The following is a 20,524-nucleotide window of genomic DNA, read 5'->3' on the forward strand; positions in this document are numbered from 1 at the left end:
CCAGTTCACCAGAGACTAGTGCGCCAGCGAGATGCCCTGCGTGCTCGCGTTGCCGCTGTAGACCCCGTCGATCACGTCGGCGAAGTCGGCGAGGATGACGTTGCGCTTGATGCTGAGCTTCGGCGTGAGGTGGCCGCTCGCCTCCGTCAGCTCCGTGGCGAAGATGACGAACTTGCGGATGCTCTCCGCACGGGAGACGCCCTGGTTGGCCGCGTCGATCGCGCGCTGGATCTCGGCGTTCACCGCCGGGTTCACGGACGCCTCGGCGAGGGTCATGTCCTTGTCCTCGCCGTTGTTCGCAAGCCAGGTGGGCAGCATCTCGGTGTCGAGCGTCACCAGCGCCGCGATGAACGGCTTCTGGTCGCCGACGACGATCACCTGGCTGACCAGCGGGTTGGCGCGGATCGGGTCCTCCAGCACCGCGGGGGAGACGTTCTTGCCGCCGGCCGTGACGATGAGCTCCTTCTTGCGGCCGGTGATGGTCAGGTAGCCGTCCTCGTCGAGGGAACCGAGGTCACCCGTGCGGAACCAGCCGTCGTCGAAGGCGGCGGCGGTCGCCTCGGGGTTCTTCCAGTACTCCTTGAAGACGTTGACGCCCCGCACCTCGATCTCGCCGTCCTCCACGAGACGCACGCCGACGCCCGGGAGGACGGGGCCGACCGTGCCGATCTTGAACTGGGACGGGAGGTTCACTGTCGCCGGCGCGGTGGTCTCGGTGAGGCCGTAGCCCTCCAGGATCTTGATGCCGAGGCTGTGGAAGAAGTGCCCCAGGTGCGCGCCGAGCGGCGCGGAGCCGGAGACGGCGTACTTCACGCGGCCGCCCATCGCCGCGCGGAGCTTCGAGAACACCAGCCGGTCGTAGAGGGCGAACTTGAGCTTGAGGCCGAAGGGCACCGAGCCGGCCTCGACGGCCTTGGAGTGCTCGACGGCGACCTCGGCGGCGGCGCGGAAGATCTTGCCACGGCCGCCGGCCTCCGCCTTCTGCTCGGCCGAATTGTAGACCTTCTCGAACACGCGCGGCACCGCGAGCAGGAACGTCGGCTTGAAGCTCGCCAGCGCGGGCAGGAGCTGCTTGGTGTCGGACTGGTGGCCGACCTTCACGCCCGCGGTGACGCACAGCACGGCGATGAACCGGGCGAAGACGTGGGCGGTCGTGATGAAGAGCAGCGTGGAGGCGCCGCCCGGCTGCATCACGACCTCCTTCAGCGCCTCGGCCGAGTTGCGGGACAGCTCGACGAAGTTGGAGTGGGTGAGCACGCAGCCCTTGGGGCGGCCGGTGGAGCCTGAGGTGTAGATCAGGGTGCCGATATCCTCGCCGCGGGCGAGGTTCCGGCGGCGCTCGATCTCGGCGTCCGGCACGTCGACGCCGGCGGCGACGAGCTTGTCCAGGTCGCCGAGGTGGAGCTGCCAGACGTCTTCGATGAGCGGGAGGTCGGCGTGCACCTCGTCGAACCGGGAGAACATCTCCGCGGTCTCCAGGATGACGGCCTTCGCGCCAGAGTCGGACATGTTCCACTGCACCTGCGCGGGCGAGGAGGTCTCGTAGATCGGGACGAGCACCGCACCGGCGAACCAGGTGGCGAAGTCGATCAGCGACCACTCGTAGCGGGTCTTGCACATCAGGCCGATCATGTCGCCCGGCTGGATGCCGGCCGCGACCAGGCCCTTGGCGAGCGCGATGACCTGGCGGTAGAACTCCGCCGCGGTGACATCCCGCCAGCCGTCGCCGTCCGGGAGGCTGAACAGTGCGGCGTCCGGAGTCGCGGCGACCCGCTGCACGAGCAGGTCCGTCGCGTTGGCCTCGGGGTCGGCGGGGACGACGGCGGGGGTTTCGAACTGGTTCAACGGTAGCTCCCTCGATACCGGGCGGGCGGGTGATCGGGCCGAATCGTTCCGGCTCGCAGTGGTTGATTACACTCTAGATGGTGCGGCAGGGAGTCTTCCGAGACGTCCCGGTCCGCTCATCCCACCATCGCCCGACCCACGCCCATCCGGAAGGGGCCCGCCTGTGCATGCCATCGGAATCGACATCGGCGGGACCAAGATCGCCGGAGCGGTCGTCGACGAGCTCGGCGCGATCGTCCGCGAGGACCGCGTGCCGACCGACGCGAGCCGTCCGGAGGAGATCGAGAACGCCGTCGTCGCGATGATCGAACGGCTATCGGAGGGGCCGGAGCAGATCGCGGGGGCGGGCGTCGCCGCGGCCGGCTTCATCGACGCGGCGCAGTCGACCGTGTACTACGCGCCGAACATCAACTGGCGGCACGAGCCGTTCCGGGAGAAGCTCGAGAAGCGCATCGACCTCCCCGTGCTCATCGAGAACGACGCCAACGCGGCGGGCTGGGCGGAGTTCCGCTACGGGGCCGGCCGCCTGGTCAGCGACATGGTCATCCTCACCATCGGCACCGGCGTGGGCGGCGCGATCGTCAGCAACGACCGGCTGTTCCGCGGCGGCTTCGGAGCGGGAGCCGAGATCGGCCACATGCGCGTGGTGCCGGGCGGCCTGCCCTGCGGCTGCGGCGCGCACGGCTGCATCGAGCAGTACGGCTCCGGCCGGGCGCTGCAGCGGATGGCGAACGAGCTCGCCGACGCCGGCGGCATCGGGCAGTCCCTCGCCGACATCCGCAGCCGCACCGGCGAGCTGACCGGCTCCGACATCTCCGGGCTCATCATGGCGGGGGACCCCGGCGCGCTCGCCGCCCTGCGCCAGCTCGGCGACTGGCTCGGCCAGGCCTGCGCGAGCCTCGGCGCCGTCCTCGACCCGCAGCTCTTCGTCTTCGGCGGCGGGGTCGCGCAAGCGGGCGAACTGCTGCTGGAGCCGATCCGGCAGGCCTACCTGGAGAACCTGCCCGCGCGCGGCTACCACCCGGAGCCGGAGTTCAAGATCGCGGAGCTGGTCAACGACGCCGGCGTGGTCGGCGCGGCCGACCTCGCTCGCCTGCACGCGGCGCTCTGACCCTCGGAGCGCGTGAGCCGGTCCTCCCGCTGAGCGGGGCGGGGCACTAGGATTTCGATCGATGTTCTACTGGCTGATGAAGAACCTGATCGCGGGGCCGCTGCTGCGCGGCGTCTTCCGTCCCTGGGTCGTCGGGCTGGAGAACGTCCCCGCGGAGGGCGCCGTCATCCTCGCCAGCAACCACCTGTCATTCATCGACTCGATCTTCCTGCCGATCGTCGTCGATCGGCACGTGTCCTTCCTCGCCAAGAGCGACTACTTCACCCGCCGTGGCCTGAAGGGCTGGGCGACCAAGGCGTTCATGAACGCCACAGGCCAGCTCCCCATCGACCGGTCGGGCGGCAAGGCCTCCGAGGCGTCGCTCAACACCGGTCTGGCGGTGCTCGCCCGTGGCGAAATCCTCGGCATCTACCCGGAGGGCACCCGCAGCCCCGACGGCAAGCTCTACCGCGGGCGCACCGGCGTCGCGCGCATGATCCTGGAGGCCGGCGTCCCGGTCGTCCCGGTCGCGATGGTCGACACCGCCGAGATCATGCCCATCGGCCGCCGCATCCCGCGGATCGGCCGGATCGGCATCATCATCGGCGAGCCGCTGGACTTCTCCCGGTTCGAGGGGATGGAGGGCGACCGCTTCATCCTCCGCTCGGTCACCGACGAGATCATGTACGCGCTGCACGCTCTCGGCAAGCAGGAGTACGTGGACGTCTACGCCAGCACGGTCAAGGAGAAGCGCGCGGCGCTCGCCGCCGACCCGGCCCCCCAGCCGCCGGTGGCGGTCCCGTCACAATCCGCTCCCACGGCGCCGGAGGCCCGCCCGGCGCGATAGGCTCGGTTATCCCGATTCACCCCGACCGAGCGGAACCAGAACAGTGCTGCAGACCACAGATCCCGTCGTGAAAGCTGACGACTCCGTGATCGAGGGCCTCGACTATTGGCGCACGCTCCCGATCAAGCAGCAGCCGCAGTGGCCCGACCCGGAGGCCGCCGCTGCGGCGTCCGCGGAGATCGCGACCCTGCCGCCGCTGGTGTTCGCCGGCGAGGTGGACCAGCTCCGTTCGCGGCTCGCCCGCGCGGCGCGAGGCGACGCGTTCCTGCTCCAGGGCGGCGACTGCGCCGAGACGTTCGCCGGAGCGACGGCCGACCAGATCCGCAACCGGGTCAAGACCGTGCTGCAGATGGCCGTCGTGCTGACGTACGGCGCGTCCGTCCCCGTCATCAAGATGGGCCGGATGGCCGGCCAGTTCGCCAAGCCGCGCTCCAGCGACACCGAGACCCGCGGCGGCGTGACCCTGCCGGCCTACCGCGGCGACATCGTGAACGGCTACGACTTCACCCCGGAGTCCCGCGCGGCCGACCCGCGCCGGCTCGTCCAGGGCTACCACACGGCCGCCTCGACGCTGAACCTGATCCGCGCCTTCACGCAGGGTGGCTTCGCCGACTTGCGCGAGGTGCACAGCTGGAACAAGGGCTTCGCCGCGAACCCGGCCAATCAGCGCTACGAGGGCCTGGCCCGCGACATCGACCGCGCGATCAAGTTCATGGAGGCCGCGGGCGCGGACTTCGACGAGCTGACCCGTGTCGAGTTCTACAGCAGCCACGAGGCGCTGCTGATGGACTACGAGCGCCCGATGACCCGCATCGACTCGCGCACCGGAACGCCCTACAACACGTCGGCGCACTTCGTCTGGATCGGGGAGCGCACCCGCGACCTCGACGGCGCGCACGTCGACTTCCTGTCGCGCGTCCGCAACCCGATCGGCGTCAAGCTCGGCCCGAGCACGACGGCCGACGACATGCGCCGCCTGATCGACGCGCTCGACCCCGAGCGCGAGCCCGGGCGGCTGACCTTCATCACGCGCATGGGCGCGGGCAAGATCCGCGACGCCCTGCCGCCGCTGCTGGAGGCCGTGAAGAACTCCGACGCCAACCCGCTGTGGGTCACCGACCCCATGCACGGCAACGGCCTCACCACGCCGAACGGCTACAAGACGCGCCGCTTCGACGACGTCGTGGACGAGGTCAAGGGCTTCTTCGAAGCGCACCGCGCCGCGGGCACGCACCCGGGCGGCATCCACGTCGAGCTCACCGGTGACGACGTCACCGAGTGCCTGGGCGGCTCGGAGCACATCGACGAGGAGACCCTCGCCACCCGCTACGAGTCGCTGTGCGACCCGCGCCTGAACCACATGCAGTCGCTGGAGCTCGCCTTCCTGGTCGCCGAGGAGCTCAGCCAGGGCTGAACCCGGCCCGAATCAGTGTCGAGACGCCCTCATCCAGCGCGGGTGAGGGCGTCTCTGTGTCCCGCGAAAGTTCGCCGGCGTGGGGGCGGGCGCGCGGCTCAGAAGCCGGCGAAGTTGACCGTGATGGTCGACCCCTTGGGCGCCTGGGTGCCGGGGGCGGGCGACACCTTGGAGACCACGAAGCCGCCGGGCAGGAGGTCCGCAGCCGCGCTGTAGTTGAGCTGGAAGCCCGCCGCCTGCAGCGCCGCCTTGGCCTTATCCCAGGTCTGTCCGACCACGTCGGGCACCGGCACCGGAGCGGGTCCGCGCGAGGTCTCGAGGGCGAGCGTGTCGCCGGGGCGCACCGGCTGGCCCTGCGGCTGGGCCGAGATGACGTCGCCCTTGTCGATCGTGTCGCTGTAGCTCTGCGGGCCGGCCGTGGCGTGCAGCCCGACCTTCTCGAGCGCGGTCGTCGCGCCAGAGACCGACTTGCCCGTGACATCCGGGATGGGGCCGACCGACACGACGAGGTTGACCGCCGCGGCCTGGAAGTAGGCGCCGCCTCCGGAGATGTCGCTTCCGTCGGAAGCGCGGGTCGCCGAGATGACGGTGTTCGCGGGGACCTTGGCATCGAACTGCTGCGCGACAGCCCCGACCTTGGCCCCGGTGCCGGTGATCGCGGACTTCGCCGCGTCGAGGCTCGCTCCCGCGAGCGCCGGAAGCGTGATCGGTTTCGGGCCCTGCGAGACGCGCAGCGTGACGGTGCTGCCGCGGTTCGCCGAGGACCCGGCCTTCGGGTCGGTGCTGGACACCTGGCCTGCGGGGATCGTGACGCTGTACTCGGGCGCCTGCGCCGTCTTGAAGCCGAGGTTCGTCAGCGTCGTCGTGGCGGCCGCCGGCGCCTGGGAGACGACGTTCGGCACGGTCACGAACGAGCCGGGACCCGAGCCGAAGTACCAGCCCGTCCCGCCGGCGACGGCCGCCAGCACCAGCACGAGCGCGAAGAGCCACCAGCCCTTGCCGCGCCGGCGCCGGGCGGCCCGGGTCAGCGTGTCCGTCGCCGCGGGCGTGCTCGAGGCGACCTGCTGGCGGATGGCGGGGTTGATGATCTGGGTGTCCCCGTCGGCGATGTCGAATGCGGGAGGCAGCACCATCGTGGACTGCATCACCGTGTCGCCGCGGATCGACTTCTCGGCCTCGATGAGCCGGTCGAGCATCTCGCGGGCGTCGGAGGGCCGGCGGTCCGGGTCCTTCTCGGTCGCCCACAGCACGAGCTCGTCCAGCTCCGGCGGGACGGCCGGGTTGGCGCTGCTCGGCGCCGGCACCGGGTCGTTCGCGTGCTGGTAGGCGATCTGCATGGGCTGCTCGCCGTGGAACGGCTGCGTGCCCGTGAGCATCTCGTACATCATGATGCCGAGCGCGTAGATGTCGCTGCGGGCGTCGGCGACGCCGCGGGTGACGAGCTCGGGGGAGAGGTAGGCGATCGTGCCGAGCAGCGCCTGCCCGGTCGCCGTGTTGGCGCTGGCGGCGCGTGCGAGGCCGAAGTCGCCGATCTTGATCCGGCCGTCGTCGGCGAGGAGGACGTTCTCGGGCTTCAGGTCGCGGTGCACGATGCCGGCCTTGTGCGCGGCGGCGAGGCCGCTGAGGACGGCCTCCATGATGTCGATGGTCTGCTCGGGCGTCAGCTTGCCGTAGTCCTTGAGCAGGTCGCGCAAGGTGATGCCGGGCAGGTACTCCATGACCAGGTAGGCCATGTCGGAGTCCTGGCCCTGGTCGAAGACGTTGACCACGTTGGGGTGGGCGAGCCGGGCGGCCGAGCGGGCCTCCTGCACGAAGCGGCTCTTGAAGGTGCTGTCGTCGGCGAGGTGGCCGTGCATGACCTTGATCGCGACCCGTCGTTCCAGGCGCAGATCGGTGGCGAGGTACACCGTCGCCATGCCGCCCCGGGCGATCCGCGAGCGCACCTGATAGCGGCCGTCGATGAGACGTCCGATCATCGGGTCTGTTTGGCTCGTGGTCACGGGTCGAGTCTAGGGAACGCGGCGGTCGCGAAACCTGCAAAACACCGGTGTGCGCCGGGGCTGTGACCCGGCTGTGATCTTCGGCGCGGCGCGCCCGTCAGCCGAGCTGCGCCAGCCACGCGCGCGCCGACGTCTCCCACTTGGCGTAGGCGGTCGGGAAGGCCGAGAGCTGCACCGCCTGGGCGGCCTGCGTGACGGTCATCGACGTCCAGCCCGGGATGTCGAGGAGGCCGCGCGTGCGGCCCTTGTTGGGGTTGTTCGCCCCGCCGTAGAAGGCCAGGGTCGCGCGGGTCGGGTCGAGCACCTGGGCGGGCGTTCCCCAGCCGGTGCTCGGGCGCTGCTGGAACAGGCCGAGGGAGTCGCGGTCGCCGTAGCGCACGTTCCTCAGCCCGGACTCCTGGGCCGCCGCCGCGAGGGCGATGACGATGCCCTGGGCCGGGACGCCCTCCTGGTGGCCGATCCGGATGATCAACTGGGCGTTCACCCGCATCTCGTCGGTGAGTGCGACGACCTGGCCCGGCTGGACGACCGGGGCGGGAGCCGGGGCCGGCGCGGTGACGACCGGGGCCGGTGCGACGACGACGGCGGCCGGCGTCGGGGTGCTCAGCGCCGCCGTGGTCATGCCGGGGATGGCGAGCTTCTGGCCCGGGTAGATGATGCTCGCGCCGCTCAGGCCGTTGGCGGCGAGGACGGCGGACGTGCGGAGCCCGAACCGGGCCGCGATACCGCTGACGGTGTCGCCGCGCACGACCGTGTAGGTCGTCCTGGACGGCGCAGGGGCTGACGGCGCCGGAGCCGGCGCGGCGGCCGCGGGCTTCGGCGTCGCGCCGAGCGCCAGCACCTGGCCGGGGAAGATCAGGCTCTTCCAGCTCAGCCCGTTGAGCGCGAGCACCGCGGCGGTGGACAAGCCGAACCGGGCGGCGATGCCGGAGACCGTGTCGCCGGTCTGCACCCGGTAGCTGGCGGGGGCGGCCGCGATCTCGACCGGGGCGGGGGAGGCCGCGGTGGCCGCGGGGGTCACCGCGCTGCGGATCGTGTTGCCCGGCCCGGTCGTGTCGCGCTTCTCCGGAGCCCGGTCGCGCACCTCGCCGGTGGCGGCCTGCGCGGGGGCCAAGAGATTCAGGGTCACCGCGATGGAGCCGGCGATCGCGATCGGCACCGTGCCCAGCATCCGCCGGTTGGCGCTCTCGGTCAGAGACATGGTCGACCCCCTTGTGAGTGACAAAACCATCCTCCACGCTGACACACTGTGAGTAAGGAGTCAACCAGTGTGACTGCTGTGACAACAGTTAACACAACCGTAACATTCGCCTGAAGAGGTGATCGGCCGCCGGACGTGGCACGCTTGTCTGTGTGAACGAGCAGGTCCAGGCCACCGAGTGGCTCACCATCCCCGACCTCGTGGAGCAGCTCGGGCTCGGCGTCAGCCGTGTCCGCCGCCTCATCGAGGACCGTCATCTCGCCGCGAAGCGCGTCGACGGCGTCCTCAAGGTCCCCGCCCTCTTCCTCCGCGACGGCGAGCCGCTCGGCGAGCTGCACGGCACGCTCATCGTGCTCGCGGACAACGGCTTCGACGACGACGAGGCCGTGGACTGGCTGCTCGCCGAGGAGGACAGCCTCGGTACGGCCCCCATCGAAGCGCTGCGCGCCGGCCGCAAGGCCGAGGTGCGCCGCGTCGCCCAGGCGCTGGCCTGATCCGCGCGGCCGGCTGAGCCGCCCGGCCCGTCAGGGTCCGGGGGTGGTCAGGAGGCGCGGCGGGTGACCGTGACCGCGAGCTCGCGGAGCTGCGCGCGCGCCGCCGGGCCGATCGGCGCCTCGTCGAGGGCCTGGATCGCGCTCGCCACGTTGTCCGCGATCATGCGCTCCACCTTCTCGACGGCGCCGGAGTCCCGGATCGTCATCTGGAGGGTCTGGATCTGCTGCGGCGTCAGGTCCGGGTCGCCCAGCAGCTCGTCCAGCGTCGCCCGCGCGCCCGCCGGGATCGCCTGCCGGGTGAGCGCGATGAGGACGGTGCGCTTGCCCTCGCGCAGGTCGTCTCCGCTCGGCTTGCCGGTGACCTCCGCGTCGCCGAAGACGCCGAGCAGGTCGTCGCGGAGCTGGTAAGCGATGCCGAGCGGGAGGCCGAAGCGGCGCAGAGCGTCGAGCTGGCCGACCGTCGCGCCCGCGAGGCTGGCGCCGATCAGCAGCGGCGACTCGATCGAGTACTTGGCCGACTTGTAGACGATGACGCGTTCGGCCCGGGCGAGCTGATCGGCGTCCGGGCGGCCGGCCCAGCCGATCTCCTCGAAGATGTCGAGGTACTGGCCTGCCGTGACGTCGAGGCGCATCCGGTTGAACTCGGCGCGCGCCGACCGCCGGGCCGACGCGCTCACCGTCTGGGTGAGGCCCTCGTCGAAGAGCTCGTCGCTGAGGATGAGCAGGTAGTCGCCGAGCAGCGTCGCAGCGCCGGTGCCGAACGTCGCGCCGGAGCCCTGCCAGCCCTCCTGGTCGTGCAGCCGCTCGAAGCGGCGGTGCGCGGACGGCGCGCCGCGGCGGGTGTCGGAGTTGTCGATGAGGTCGTCGTGCACGAGTGCGGCGGCGTGGAACAGCTCGAGCGACGAGGCGACGGAGACGACCGCGTCGAGCGGCCCACCCGCTGTCACCGCCCCGCCCTCGCCCGGCTCGTCGCCGGCCGTTCGCACGGCTTGCCATCCCCAGAAGCAGAACAGCGCTCGGAAGCGCTTGCCGCCGCTGAGAAAATCCCTCGAAAAAGCCGCGATCGGGGCGAGTTCGTCGGCGATGGAGACGAGAATGGATGCACGCGCATCGAAGAATCCATCGATTCTGGACTGGATGAGGTCGACGAATCGGATGCTTTCGGACACACGTATAGCCTAGTCAGAGTGGTGCGGCTAGAATCGGCCACACAACGCCTAGAACCCGCTAGAAAGAGGGGGATCCGGATGCCGCTTTCAGAACATGAGCAGCGCCTCCTCGAAGAGATGGAACGCAGTCTCTACCAGAACGACGCGGACTTCGTAGCGAAGGTCGGAGGCAAGCGGGCCCGCCCCGCCTACCGGTCGATCGTGCTCGGAATCCTCCTCGCGGTCATCGGCGTGGCGGTCCTCGTGACCGGCGTCTTCGTTCAGCTCCCCATCGTCGGGATCCTCGGATTCGTGGTGATGTTCGGCGGCGTGCTCCTGGCTATCGCGCCGGGCAAGCGCGTGGCGGTCGACCCCGACGCAGCGGCCGGCTCGTCCGGCAAGCCGACCCGTGGCCAGCCCGGCTTCATGGACCGCATGAACGACCGCTGGGACAAGCGGCAGGACGGGCAGCAGTAGCCCCTCCACCGCACTCCACTGACGCACCCACTGTGAGGGCCGATCTTCGGATCGGCCCTTTTTTGGTGCGTCCAGCACTCCCGGGGGTCCCTTCACCCTCCATTTCCCTCCACCGCGTTCTCCCGCGTATTTCCGCGCCGAAAACACCCCTAAACGAGGCAATATTCCCGTTTCTGCTGATTTTGTGGATGGGAGTGGAGTAAAGTGGAGGCATACCGCAACCGTGGCCGGGAGAGTGGGGGTGGCACCGATGTTCCTCGGTACCTATGCCCCCAAGCTCGACGACAAGGGGCGCATCATCCTGCCGGCCAAATTCCGGGATGAGCTCGCGTCCGGACTCGTCCTGACCCGCGGCCAGGAGCACTGCGTCTACGTCTTCTCCCAGCGCGAGTTCGAATCGCTCCACGAGAAGATCCGGCAGGCGCCGGTGACCAGCAAGCAGGCCCGCGACTACCTGCGCGTCTTCCTCTCGGGGGCGAGCGCGGAGGTCCCGGACAAGCAGAACCGGGTCACCATCCCCACCCCACTGCGGTCGTACGCGGGTCTCGACAGGGACCTGGTGGTGATCGGCGCGGGAAGCCGCGCCGAGATCTGGGACGCGGAGGCGTGGGAGACCTACCTCGCCGATCAGGAGGCAGCATTCGCGAACACGGAGGAGGAGGTGATCCCGGGACTGTTCTAGCGCCTGGCGCCGGACTCCCAGCCATACGCCCTGACACCACTTCCCCGGTGGCAGGTCGGAATGGATGGGGATCCGGAACCAGGAGCCGGTCCTCCCGGATGCGGACATGACAGACGACATCCACACCCCGGTCCTCCTCGAACGCTGCATCGAGTTGCTCGGCCCCGCCCTCCAGAGGCCGGGCGCCGTCTTCGTGGACGCGACCCTCGGCATGGGCGGCCACTCGGCCGGCGTGCTGGAGCGCTTCCCCGAGGTCACCCTGGTCGGGCTCGACCGCGACCCCGAGGCGCTGACCATCGCCGGCGCCCGGCTCGCCCGCTTCGGCGACCGCGTGCACCTGGTGCACACCGTCTACGACGGCATCCGCGAGGCGCTCGACGGGCTCGGCATCGACACGATCGACGGCGTGCTGTTCGACCTCGGCGTCTCGTCGTTGCAGCTCGACCGCGTCGAGCGCGGCTTCTCGTACTCCAAGGACGCGCCGCTCGACATGCGGATGGACGGCACCAGCGAGCTCACCGCCGAGGTCGTGCTCGCCACCTACTCCGAGGCCGACCTGCGCCGGATCTTCCGCGACTACGGCGAGGAGAAGCTCGCCGCCCGCTACGCCCGCCGCATCGTGGAGGAGCGGCAGAACGCGCCGATCGTCCGCTCCGGACAGCTGGTCGACATCCTGCAGAAGGCCACGCCGGCCGCGATCTCGCGCCAGGGCCATCCGGCCAAGCGCGTCTTCCAGGCGCTGCGCATCGAGGTGAACCAGGAGCTGGCCGTGCTCGAGCGCGCCATCCCGGCCGCGATCGACGCGTTGGCGGTGGGCGGCCGCATCGTCGTGGAGGCGTACCAGTCGCTGGAGGACCGCATCGTCAAGCGCGAGCTGCAGACGCGGTCGCGGTCCAGCGCGCCGGCGGGGCTGCCCGTCGAGCTGCCGCAGCACCGGCCGGAGCTGAAGCTCCTGATCCGGGGTGCGGAGCTGGCCGACGACGAGGAGAAAGCCGCGAACCCGAGGGCGACCCCGGTGCGCCTGCGCGCGGCCGAACGGGTGAGGAGGGACTCGTGAGCAACACCGCTTTCAAAGTCACCGGGGGAACCGGGAGCACCGGCGTCCGCAGACGTCCGACGATGGCCTGGCAGGTGCCGGCGTCCACGGCGGCCACCGCGCCGAAGCTGGATGCGGCCGCCCCGCTGCTGGACCGGCCGGAACAGCCGGCACGCGAGCGCCGCTCCCACCTCGAGGTGGTGTCGAGCCGCAGTCAGCGCCGGGCCCGTCCGCGCACGGTGTACGCCATCACCGCGGTGTCCTCACTGCTCGTGATCGTGGTCGCCCAGCTCCTGCTCAGCATCGGCGTCTCCCTGGGCGCCTACCAGCTCAGCTCGCTGCAGACACAGCAGACCCAGCTCCAGCGCAGCTACCAGGCCGCCTCCGAAGACCTCAACCGGCTCACGTCGCCGCAGAACCTGGCGGCCAACGCGAACGCACTCGGCATGGTCAGCAACAGCAACCCCGCCTACCTGCGACTCTCCGACGGCGCCGTCCTCGGCGCGCCGATCCCGGCGACGGGCGCGGCGGGCACCGTGACCGGAGGCCAGGGCAACCTGGTCCCGAACGCGCAGCTCAACGGGGTGCCGCTCGCGGCGACGCCCGGGCAGACCGTGACCGGTGCTCCCGCGACCGGTGCTCCCGCGACCGGTGCTCCCGCGACCGTGGGGGCGGCCGTCCAAGCTGGGAGTTCCGCAACCGCGGGTGCGGCATCCACGACTCCGGCGAAGCCGTCCGTACCGTTGCAGGGAGCGTTGCCGACACCGGTGACGCACTGACGACGCGACGGGACGGACGCGGGGCGTGATCAACAGGAAGATGCTGCGGAGGCGTACGGCGCTCACCGTCGTGGCCGTCGCAGCGTTCGTGGCCATCCTCGGCGGCAAGCTGGTGGACATCCAGGTGGTGCGCGCCGACGCCCTCCAGAAGGCGTCGGTGAACGCGAAGGAGGGCTCGAACACCCTCTACGGCAACCGCGGCGACATCGTCGACGCGAACGGCAAGATCCTGGCGACGACGATCTACACCTACAGCGCGCAGGCCTCGCCGTCCGACGCCATCGCCGGCGGCCGGGACAAGATGGTGGAGGCCGCCGCGAAGATCGGCGCGATCACCGGCCAGGGCGGCGACGCGGTGGTGAAGCTGTTCGACGACGCCCTGAAGGCGAACCCCAAGTCGAAGTACGCGCTGATCAAGTCCGGCATGGACGTGGCGACGTTCGACAAGCTCGACAAGCTGCCGTACCCCTGGCTGACCTTCGACAAGACCCAGGCCCGCAGCTACCCGAACGGCGCCGTCGCCGGCAACCTGCTCGGCTACGTCTCGCAGGGCGGGAACGGCGGTCTGGAGGACAGCGAGAACGGCTGCCTGGCCGGCAAGAACGGCAAGGACACGTACCAGCGCGGCGCGGACGGGGTCGCCATCCCCGGCAGCACGGTCGTGCAGCAGAAGGCGAAGGACGGCGGGACGCTCGAGCTCACCGTCGACAGCGACCTCCAGTGGTTCGCCGAGCAGACGCTGGCCCAGCAGGTCACGGCGACCGGGTCGAAGTTCGGTTTCGTGACCGTGGCGGAGGCGAAGACCGGCAAGATCAAGGCGATCGCGCAGTGGCCCGCGCTCGACCCCAACAACATCGACGCCACCGACCCGTCGTACTGGCGCCTCCAGTCGCTCACCGACCCGCGCGAGCCCGGCTCCACCTTCAAGGCGCTCACCGCGTCGATGCTCATCGACCAGCGCAAGGCGACGCCGACCAGTCAGGTGCTGGCGCCCTACGAGTGGAAGTCCGGCAACGGCGCCGACCTGCACGACTCGGGCTATCACGCGCCCGAACGGCTGACCCTCACCGGGGTGCTGATGAACTCGTCCAACACCGGCATGTCCCAGTTGGGCAGCGCGCTCACCGACCAGACCCGCTACGACTACCTCAAGAAGTTCGGCATCGGCGACCCCACCGGACTGCCCTATCCCGGCGAGTCGTCCGGCATCCTGAACCCCGTGAAGGACTGGGACGACCAGACCAAGTACGCCACCATGTTCGGCCAGGGCGTCTCGGCGACCCAGCTCCAGATGGTGGGCGCGTACCAGGCGCTCGCCAACGGCGGCACCCGCATCCCGCTGACGATGGTCGCGGGCTGCAAGCAGGCCGACGGCACGCTCACCGACGTTCCGAAGCCGGCCCCCGTCACGGTCGTCTCGCCCGACGCCGCCCACACGACGCTCGGGATGCTGGAGTCGGTCACCACCCAGGGCGAGCTGTCGAAACAGCTCAAGATCCCCGGCTACAACGTCGCCGCGAAGACCGGAACCGCGCAGCAGCCGGACGGCAAGGGCGGCTATCTGCCGTCGTACTACGTCTCCGTCATGGGCATCGCGCCGGTGGACGATCCGCAGTACGTCGTTTCGGTCAACCTCGGGTTCCCGACTACCATTACTTCGTCGGCTGCCGCCGCTCCGCTGTTCCACACGATCATGAGTCAGGTGCTGAAGACCTACCGGGTGAAGCCGTCGACGACGAGCCCGGCCGACTACCCGCCCTACTACTGAACCCCACCGAGACGCCGTCGCCCGAGACCGTCGTCCGATCCCAGAACCCCGAGTGAAAGTGAGCCCCGTGACAGGACCGGCGCCCTCCTCCCTGCGCCCCGAGCATCCCGTCGCCCGCCCGCTCGCCCAACTGGTCGCGGAGTTCGGGCTGGATGTGCGGGGAGACCTCGACGCCGTCGAGGTGACCGGTGCAGCCCTCGCGAGCTCGGCGGTCGAGCCGGGCGACTTGTACGTCGGTGTGCCGGGGAAGAACGTGCACGGCGCGAGCTATGCCGCCGCCGCGGTCGAGGCCGGAGCCGTCGCGGTCCTGACCGATGCCGCGGGCGCGGAGCTCGCGGCCGACGCGGGCGTCCCCGTCATCGTGACGCCCGACCCGCGGGCCGCGCTCGGCGCGGTGGCGCGATGGGTGTACCGCACCGACGAGAACTCCGCCACGCTGTTCGGCGTCACTGGCACAAACGGCAAGACCAGCGTCGTCTACCTGCTCTACGGGATCCTCGGCCAGCTCGGCGTCGTGGCCGGCCTGTCCTCGACCGCGGAGCGCCGTATCGGCGAGCACGCGATCACCAGCAAGCTGACCACCCCGGAGGCCAGCGAGCTGCACGCGCTGCTGGCCCGGATGCGCGAGGAGGGCGTCCGCGCCGTCGCCGTCGAGGTCTCCGCCCAGGCCCTCAGCCGGCACCGCGTCGACGGCATCGAGTTCGACGTGGTCGGCTTCACCAACCTCAGCCACGACCACCTCGACGACTACGCGGCGATGGACGACTACTTCGCGGCCAAGCTGGAACTGTTCCAGCCCGACCGCGCGCGCCGCGGCGTCGTCACGGTCGACTCCGAGTGGGGACGAGCGCTGGTCGAGCAGTCCCGCATCCCGGTCTCCACCCTGGCGAGCGTGCCGGGGGTCGACGCCGACTGGACGCTGACCGTGATCGAGGAGACCCTCTCCGAGACGGTCTTCGAGCTCGCCGGTCCGGACGGCCGCCGCCTGGAGACCAGCGTGCCGCTGCTCGGCGCGTACAACGCCGCCAACGCCGCGCTCGCGATCGTCATGCTGGTGGAGTCCGGCTACGACCTGCACGCCATCGGCGCCGCGCTGGAGCGCGACGGCGGCATCGACGCCTACGTGCCCGGCCGCACCGAGCGGCTCTCGGGCGACCGGGGCCCGGTCGTCTTCATCGACTACGGCCACACGCCCGACGCCTTCCTGTCGCTGCTCGGCGCGCTGCGCCGGGTCACCGACGGCCGGATCGTCATGGTCTTCGGCGCCGACGGCGACCGCGACACCACCAAGCGCGCCGACATGGGCGCGATCGCCGCGCGCGGCGCCGACGCGGTGGTCATCACCGACTTCCACCCGCGCTCCGAGGACCCGGCGCTCATCCGCGCCGCGCTGCTCGACGGCGCCCGCGCCGCCGTGCCGGACGCCGAGCTCTACGAGGTCGCCGACCCGCGCGCCGCCTTCCGCACGGCGCTCTCGCTCGCCGGCGACGGCGACGTGGTGCTTTACGCGGGTCCCGGCCACGAGGACTACCAGGAGGTCGCCGGCCAGCGCCTCCCGTACTCGGCCCGCGACGACGCCCGGCTGGCGCTCCGAGAGGCCGGGTGGCTCTGATGATCGCTCTCACCCTCGCGGAGATCGCCGACGCCACCCGGGGCACGCTGCTGCTCGACGGCGCCGTGCTGCCGGACGGAACGGCCGCCACCCCGGAGACCGTCGTCTCCGGTCTCTCCACCACCGACTCGCGGGAGGTCGTGCCCGGCACGATCTTCTTCGCCAAGCCCGGCGAGGTGACCGACGGCCATCTGTTCGCGCCGCAGGCCGTCGCGTCCGGCGCGGCCCTCCTGGTCGTCGACCACGCGCTCGACCTGCCGGTCCCGCAGCTCCTCGTGCCCGACACCATCGTGGCGCTCGGCGACCTCGCCACAGAGGTGATCGCCAGGGTCCGTGCGCTCGGCCGGCTGAAGATCGTCGGCGTCACCGGCTCCAACGGCAAGACCACCACCAAGAACCTGCTGCGCGAGATCCTGGAGCAGGTCGGCCCGACCATCGCCCCGCGCGCGTCGTTCAACAACGAGGTCGGTGCGCCGGTCACGATGCTGGAGGTCACCGAGGAGACGGAGTACCTCGTCGCCGAGATGGGCGCGAGCGGCATCGGCGAGATCGCCAGGCTGGTCCGCATGGCCCGGCCCGACATCGGCATCGTCCTCAAGGTGGGCCTCGCGCACGCCGGTGAGTTCGGCGGCATCGAGAAGACCCTCGCGGCCAAGACCGAGATGGTCAGCGACCTCCTGGAGTCCGACGTCGCCGTGCTCAACCTGGACGACCCGCGCGTCGCCTCGATGGCCGACAAGACCCTGGCCCGCGTGCTGTGGTTCGGCCTCGACGAACGCGCCGCGGTGCGGGCGACCGACGTGCGCTCGACCGCGCGCGGCACGTCGTTCGTGCTGCACCTGCCGCCGGCCGACGGCGGCGAGGGCGCCGGGGAGTCGCGGACGGTTCAGTTCCGCGTGCTCGGCGAGCACCACGTGATGAACGCGCTGGCCGCCGCGGCCGCCGCGCACACCCTCGGCGTGGACATCGACACGATCGTCCAGGGCCTGCAGGCCGTGCAGCGCGCCGAGCGCTGGCGGATGGAGGTCATGGGCGGCGCCCGCGGCGTCACCGTCATCAACGACGCCTACAACGCGAGCCCGGACTCGATGGCCGCCGCCATCAAGACGCTGGCCCAGATCGCCGAGCCGGGGGAGCGTACCGTCGCCGTCCTCGGCGAGATGAGCGAGCTGGGCGAGTTCTCCGGCGAGGAGCACGACCGCATCGGCCTGCTCGCCGTCCGGCTGGGCATCGACCAGCTCGTCATCGTCGGGCCGTCCGCGCGGCGCATGCACATCACCGCCATCAACGAGGGCTCGTGGGACGGGGAGTCCCTGTACTTCGAGACCCAGGATGCGGCGTTCGACCACCTCAGCGGGGCGCTCCGCTCCGGGGACACGGTGCTCGTCAAGTCCTCCAACTCGGCGGGGCTGCGCTTCCTCGGCGACCGACTGGGAGAATTCTTCTCGTGAGAGCCCTTCTGACCTCCGGCGCGCTGTCGATGGCGTTCACGCTGTTCCTCACGCCGCTCTTCATCCGGCTCTTCCGGCGCCTCCAGTGGGGCCAGTTCATCCGCGACGACGGCCCGCAGAGCCACCACGCCAAGCGCGGCACCGCCACGATGGGCGGCATCGTCGTCATCGTCGGCACGCTGTTCGGCTACTTCACCGCCCTGCTGCTGACGGGGGACCAGACGAGCGTCTCCGCGCTGCTGGTGCTGCTCCTCATGGTGGGCCTCGGCGTCGTCGGGTTCGTCGACGACTTCCTCAAGACCCGCAGGGAGCGCAGCCTGGGCCTGACCGGCTGGGCGAAGGTGGCGGGCCAGGTCGTCGTGGCGACGGTCTGGGCGTTCCTCGCCGTCCGCTTCCCCGACTCGCGCGGCTACACGCCGGCGACGATGAGCGTCTCGTTCATCCGGGACCTCCCGATCGATTTCGGCTCGATCACCAAGTTCGGCGTGATCGGCGTGCTGGTCGGCTACGGCCTCTACCTGATCTGGATCAATTTCATCGTCGCGGCGACCTCCAACGGGGTGAACGTCACCGACGGCCTCGACGGGCTGGCGTCCGGGGCGAGCATCCTCGCCATCGGCGCCTACATCATCATCGGGTTCTGGCAGTCGATCCAGTCGTGCGCGAGCCCCAACCTCAATCCCGAGAACATCGCCAAGTGCTACGACGTGCGCGACCCGTTCGACCTGGCGATCGTCGCGACGGCGATCGTGGGCGCCGTGGTCGGCTTCCTGTGGTGGAACACCTCGCCCGCGCAGATCTTCCTCGGCGACACCGGCTCGCTCGCCCTCGGCGGCGCGGTCGCGGCGCTCGCGATCCTCAGCCGCACCGAGTTGCTGCTGGTCCTCATCGGCGGCCTGTTCGTGATCGAGGCGGGCTCGGTGATCGTCCAACGGGCGTACTTCAAGGTCACCCACGGCAGGCGCATCTTCCTGATGAGCCCGATCCATCATCACTTCGAGCTGAAAGGCTGGGCGGAGGTGACGGTCGTGGTCCGGTTCTGGATCATCGGCGGACTCCTCGTCGCGGCCGGCGTAGGGTCGTTCTACCTCGAGTGGCTCGCGACGTGACCGGGTCCCGGGAGCGTCTGGAGTCCCTGACGAGCTGGCACCACGACTGGTCGGGACTGCGGGTCGCCGTGTTCGGCCTCGGCGTCACCGGCTTCTCGGTCGCCGACACCCTCGCCGAGCTGGGAGCGCAGGTGCTGGTCGTCGCCTCCCGCGCCGACAGCGAGCGCGCCATGCTGCTGGAGGTCATCGGCGCCGAGCTGCTGGAGGAGCCCGACCTGAGCGCGCCGCCCGCGCGGCTCGTGGAGTTCGACCCGGAACTCGTGGTCGTCTCGCCCGGCTTCCACTGGGACCACCCGCTGCTGCTCTGGGCCGAGCAGGGCGACATCCCGGTCTGGGGCGACATCGAGCTGGCCTGGCGGCTGCGCGACAAGGTCGGCGACCCTGCCGACTGGATCTGCGTCACCGGCACCAACGGCAAGACCACGACCGTCCAGCTCACCGCGACCATGCTGCTCGCCGGCGGCTCGCGCGTCGCGCCGTGCGGCAACATCGGCGTGCCGGTGCTCGACGCCATCCGCGACCCGCAGGGCTTCGACGTCCTCGTGGTCGAGCTGTCGAGCTACCAGCTCCACTGGGTCAACCGGAACCGCGGCGGCGAGCTCTCGCCGTACTCCGCCGCCTGCCTGAACATCGCCGACGACCACCTCGACTGGCACGGCTCGCTGGAGGCCTACATCGCGGCCAAGGCGAAGGTCTACGACAACACCCAGGTCGCCTGCGTCTACAACCGCGCCGACCAGAACACCCTGCGGATGGTCGAGGAGGCCGAAGTGACCGAGGGCGCCCGCGCCATCGGCTTCGGCCTGGACGTGCCCGGCCCGAGCGACTTCGGCATCGTCGACGGCATCCTGTGCGACCGCGCGTTCCTGGAGGACCGCCTCCACAGCGCCATCGAGCTGACGACCCTCGACGAGCTGGCGGAGGCCGGCCTCGCCGCCCCGCACGTCGTCGCCAACATCCTCGCCGCCAGCGCGCTGGCCCGCTCCTACGGCGTCGAGCCGCAGGTCATCCGCGACGTGCTGACCGCCTTCCGCCTCGACTCCCACCGCATCGAGCTGGTGAGGGTGGAGGACGGCGTGAGCTGGGTGGACGACTCCAAGGCGACCAACCCGCACGCCGCCGACGCGTCGCTGCGCGCGTACCCGTCCGTCGTGTGGGTGGTCGGCGGCCTCCTCAAGGGCGTCGACATCGAGCAGCTCGTGGCCGCGCACGCGGACCGGCTGCGCGGCGCCGTCCTGATCGGGGTCGACCGCGCCGCGCTGCTGGCCGCCTTCGAGCGGCACGCCCCCGGGCTGCCGGTGCTCGAGGTGGACGCGGACGCGACCGACAAGGTGATGCCGACGGCAGTGCGGCTGGCCGGCGGTCTCGCCCGCGAGGGGGACACGGTCCTGCTGGCTCCGGCGGCGGCGTCGATGGACCAGTTCGCCGACTACGCGGAGCGCGGGCGTCTCTTCCAGGCGGCCGTCAACGAGTTCTTCGGCCGGGGTCCGGAAGACGACGAGCCCGCCTCGGGTGAGTGATCTGAGCTAGCCAGCCCGCCCGAGGTTTTGTTCTGGGGTGTTTGTCAGTAG

General features: G+C 70.7%; 17 protein-coding genes. 13 read left to right on the plus strand and 4 right to left on the minus strand.

The annotated features are described in order from the left end of the window. Positions 1-15: 15 nt before the first annotated feature. Complete coding sequence (locus ABIA36_RS13440) at positions 16-1,845, minus strand: long-chain fatty acid--CoA ligase (protein WP_369962980.1); 1,830 nt, start codon at positions 1,843-1,845, stop codon at positions 16-18. Between the two features lie 163 nt (positions 1,846-2,008). On the opposite strand from ABIA36_RS13440, the gene ABIA36_RS13445 reads away from it, so the two are divergent. From ABIA36_RS13445 to ABIA36_RS13455, 3 genes are all read left to right on the plus strand, one after another. After that, on the plus strand, positions 2,009-2,956 hold the full coding sequence (locus ABIA36_RS13445; protein WP_369962981.1) for an ROK family glucokinase: 948 nt from the start codon (positions 2,009-2,011) through the stop codon (positions 2,954-2,956). Between the two features lie 61 nt (positions 2,957-3,017). Then, positions 3,018-3,782, plus strand: coding sequence for a lysophospholipid acyltransferase family protein (locus ABIA36_RS13450; protein ID WP_369962982.1), 765 nt, complete (start codon positions 3,018-3,020; stop codon positions 3,780-3,782). Positions 3,783-3,867: 85 nt separating this feature from the next. Next, positions 3,868-5,196 carry a class II 3-deoxy-7-phosphoheptulonate synthase gene (locus tag ABIA36_RS13455; protein ID WP_369963754.1) on the plus strand — a complete coding sequence of 443 codons (1,329 nt, stop codon included), beginning with the start codon at positions 3,868-3,870 and terminating at the stop codon, positions 5,194-5,196. 98 nt (positions 5,197-5,294) lie between these two features. Here ABIA36_RS13455 and pknB read toward each other — a convergent pair whose 3' ends face one another. Together pknB and ABIA36_RS13465 are read right to left on the minus strand one after the other, a co-directional pair. Next, positions 5,295-7,196: a Stk1 family PASTA domain-containing Ser/Thr kinase gene (gene pknB, locus ABIA36_RS13460; protein ID WP_369962983.1), complete on the minus strand. Its 1,902-nt coding sequence runs from the start codon at positions 7,194-7,196 to the stop codon at positions 5,295-5,297. Positions 7,197-7,293: 97 nt separating this feature from the next. Beyond that, complete coding sequence (locus ABIA36_RS13465; RefSeq protein WP_369962984.1) at positions 7,294-8,397, minus strand: LysM peptidoglycan-binding domain-containing protein; 1,104 nt, start codon at positions 8,395-8,397, stop codon at positions 7,294-7,296. Between the two features lie 152 nt (positions 8,398-8,549). On the opposite strand from ABIA36_RS13465, the gene ABIA36_RS13470 reads away from it, so the two are divergent. Further along, entirely contained in the window at positions 8,550-8,891 is a 342-nt protein-coding gene (locus tag ABIA36_RS13470; protein ID WP_369962986.1) for an Rv2175c family DNA-binding protein, read from the plus strand. A gap of 47 nt (positions 8,892-8,938) precedes the next feature. Here ABIA36_RS13470 and ABIA36_RS13475 read toward each other — a convergent pair whose 3' ends face one another. Then, positions 8,939-10,060 (minus strand): polyprenyl synthetase family protein, encoded by a 1,122-nt coding sequence (locus ABIA36_RS13475; RefSeq protein WP_369962987.1) that lies wholly within the window; start codon positions 10,058-10,060, stop codon positions 8,939-8,941. 78 nt (positions 10,061-10,138) lie between these two features. Between ABIA36_RS13475 and ABIA36_RS13480 the strand changes: the two genes are divergently transcribed. The 9 genes from ABIA36_RS13480 (at position 10,139) to murD (ending at position 20,473) form a co-directional block, all read left to right on the plus strand. Further along, positions 10,139-10,516 carry a DUF3040 domain-containing protein gene (locus ABIA36_RS13480; protein ID WP_369962989.1) on the plus strand — a complete coding sequence of 126 codons (378 nt, stop codon included), beginning with the start codon at positions 10,139-10,141 and terminating at the stop codon, positions 10,514-10,516. Between the two features lie 250 nt (positions 10,517-10,766). Continuing rightward, positions 10,767-11,198 (plus strand): division/cell wall cluster transcriptional repressor MraZ, encoded by a 432-nt coding sequence (gene mraZ / locus ABIA36_RS13485; protein WP_369962990.1) that lies wholly within the window; start codon positions 10,767-10,769, stop codon positions 11,196-11,198. A gap of 106 nt (positions 11,199-11,304) precedes the next feature. Then, positions 11,305-12,255 carry a 16S rRNA (cytosine(1402)-N(4))-methyltransferase RsmH gene (rsmH, locus tag ABIA36_RS13490; protein ID WP_369962991.1) on the plus strand — a complete coding sequence of 317 codons (951 nt, stop codon included), beginning with the start codon at positions 11,305-11,307 and terminating at the stop codon, positions 12,253-12,255. Next, positions 12,252-13,013 carry a hypothetical protein gene (locus ABIA36_RS13495; protein ID WP_369962992.1) on the plus strand — a complete coding sequence of 254 codons (762 nt, stop codon included), beginning with the start codon at positions 12,252-12,254 and terminating at the stop codon, positions 13,011-13,013. The genes rsmH and ABIA36_RS13495 overlap by 4 nt, the downstream gene beginning before the upstream one ends. Before the next feature lie 25 nt (positions 13,014-13,038). Then, complete coding sequence (locus ABIA36_RS13500; protein WP_369962993.1) at positions 13,039-14,781, plus strand: peptidoglycan D,D-transpeptidase FtsI family protein; 1,743 nt, start codon at positions 13,039-13,041, stop codon at positions 14,779-14,781. A gap of 67 nt (positions 14,782-14,848) precedes the next feature. Next, complete coding sequence (locus tag ABIA36_RS13505) at positions 14,849-16,393, plus strand: Mur ligase family protein (protein ID WP_369962994.1); 1,545 nt, start codon at positions 14,849-14,851, stop codon at positions 16,391-16,393. After that, positions 16,393-17,844: a UDP-N-acetylmuramoyl-tripeptide--D-alanyl-D-alanine ligase gene (murF, locus tag ABIA36_RS13510; protein ID WP_369962995.1), complete on the plus strand. Its 1,452-nt coding sequence runs from the start codon at positions 16,393-16,395 to the stop codon at positions 17,842-17,844. The genes ABIA36_RS13505 and murF overlap by 1 nt, the downstream gene beginning before the upstream one ends. Continuing rightward, positions 17,841-18,953 (plus strand): phospho-N-acetylmuramoyl-pentapeptide-transferase, encoded by a 1,113-nt coding sequence (gene mraY / locus ABIA36_RS13515; RefSeq protein WP_369962996.1) that lies wholly within the window; start codon positions 17,841-17,843, stop codon positions 18,951-18,953. The genes murF and mraY overlap by 4 nt, the downstream gene beginning before the upstream one ends. Next, a complete protein-coding gene (murD, locus tag ABIA36_RS13520; protein WP_369962998.1) occupies positions 18,950-20,473 on the plus strand; it encodes a UDP-N-acetylmuramoyl-L-alanine--D-glutamate ligase in 1,524 nt (507 codons plus the stop codon). The genes mraY and murD overlap by 4 nt, the downstream gene beginning before the upstream one ends. Positions 20,474-20,524: the final 51 nt, after the last annotated feature.

Origin of the sequence: Leifsonia sp. EB34, assembly GCF_041260585.1 — a bacterium.
GTDB lineage: Bacteria > Actinomycetota > Actinomycetes > Actinomycetales > Microbacteriaceae > Leifsonia.